The 1458-nt window shown below is 76.9% G+C and carries 1 protein-coding gene; it reads left to right on the top strand.

Translation table 11 applies throughout. The features are described 5' to 3' along the window. Positions 1 to 1239: FtsX-like permease family protein (locus ABZ281_RS49145; RefSeq protein ID WP_356665331.1), on the top strand; the 1239-nt coding region annotated here is incomplete at its 5' end. Positions 1240 to 1458 lie beyond the last annotated feature (219 nt).

Raw genomic sequence — 1458 nt, 5'->3', positions numbered from 1 at the left:
GCACTGGCCGCCGTCGCCCTGACGTCCCTGCGCGGCAGCTACTACGTGCCCGTCGCCTCGGGCCTGCTGAACGAGCCCGGCACGCGGTCCGGCGTGATCGCCGGCCTGCTGCTCCTGCTCGTGCCGGTGCTCGGGTTCCTCGGCCAGTGCGCCCGGATCGGGGCGGTGCACCGCGACCGGCGGCTGGCCGGGCTGCGGCTGGCCGGGGCGACACCCTGGCAGGTGCGGCGGATCGCCGCGCTGGAGACCGGGCTCGCCTGTCTGCTGGGCTCGGCGGTCGCCGCCGTCTTCACCGTGCTGCTCCTGCTGCGCCTGTGGGACCGGCCCACGGCCCTGGCCTGGGCGGGGATCGCCCTGGTCGCCGTCGCCGTACCGCTGCTGGGCGCGGCGGCGGGCGCGCTGGCGCTGCGCCGGGTGGTGGCCTCACCCCTCGGCTGGGTCCGCCGGACCGCGCCCGCCACCGGACGGGGCCCGGGGCTGCTGTTCCTGTCGGGGCTGCTGCTGGTCGGGGTGGCGACGCTGTTCGCCGTGCTCAGCACGTCCTCGGCCGCTTCCAACCGGCCGAGCACCGGGCTGCCGCTGACGATGGTGGGTGTGGTCCTCGCGGTCGGCGCGGGCGCGGTGTGGCTGTCCGGAGCCATGGCCAAGGTCACCGGGCGGGTCCTGGCGGCCCGGGCCCGGTCTGCGGCGATGCTGATCGCGGCGGAACGGCTGCGCGACGACCCCTGGGCGACCGCCCGGACGCACGCGGCGGTGCTGCTGGTGACGGTCGTCGGGACCGGTTTCATGGGCATTCGGGAGGTCTTCCTGGATGTGGTGCGCTCCAGGGAGAACCTCACCGAGAGCCTGGGCTACTACACCCTGGGCATCAACCTCACCGGCGCCGCCGTCGCGATCGCCCTCGCGATCACGCTGTCCGGACTCGCCGTCGGCACCGCCGAGTCCCTGGCCACCCGCCGCCGGGGCCTGGCCGCGCAGGCCGCCGCCGGGGTGCCGCGCGCGGTGCTCGGCCGCTCCCTGCTGCTGGAGACCGCGCTGCCGCTGGCACCGGCGGTGCTGCTCGCGGGCCTGGGCGGAACGGCCATCGGCACCTGGTACGCGTGGCTCGGCCATCGCCCGGTCCCCTGGGTGACGACCCTGGTACCCCTCGCGGTCTACGCCGCCTGCCTGCTGGCCGCGGCGACCTCACTGCCGCTGCTGGGCCGCTCGGTGCGCCCCGGGGAGCTGCGCTACGCATGACGCGGGACGGGCGGGGCCACCCATGACCGGCCGGCCCCGGGGGAACGGGAGTTTCCCGGGGCCGGTGGCGCCGTGCGGGCTCAGGGAATTCCCGGGACTGTGGACCCGTGCCGGTGCAGGGGGTTCCCGGGCTGGGGGCCCGTGCGGCGCAGTTGACCACCGGCACGGCGGGCCCGTACGGGCCCAGGCGATTCCCAGGACGGTGGCCTGGGACCGCCC

It is taken from the genome of Streptomyces sp. NPDC006265 (assembly GCF_040613555.1).
Taxonomy (GTDB): domain Bacteria; phylum Actinomycetota; class Actinomycetes; order Streptomycetales; family Streptomycetaceae; genus Streptomyces.
The sequence above is the reverse complement of the archived record's forward strand: the minus strand, read 5'-3'. Positions and strand labels throughout refer to the sequence as shown.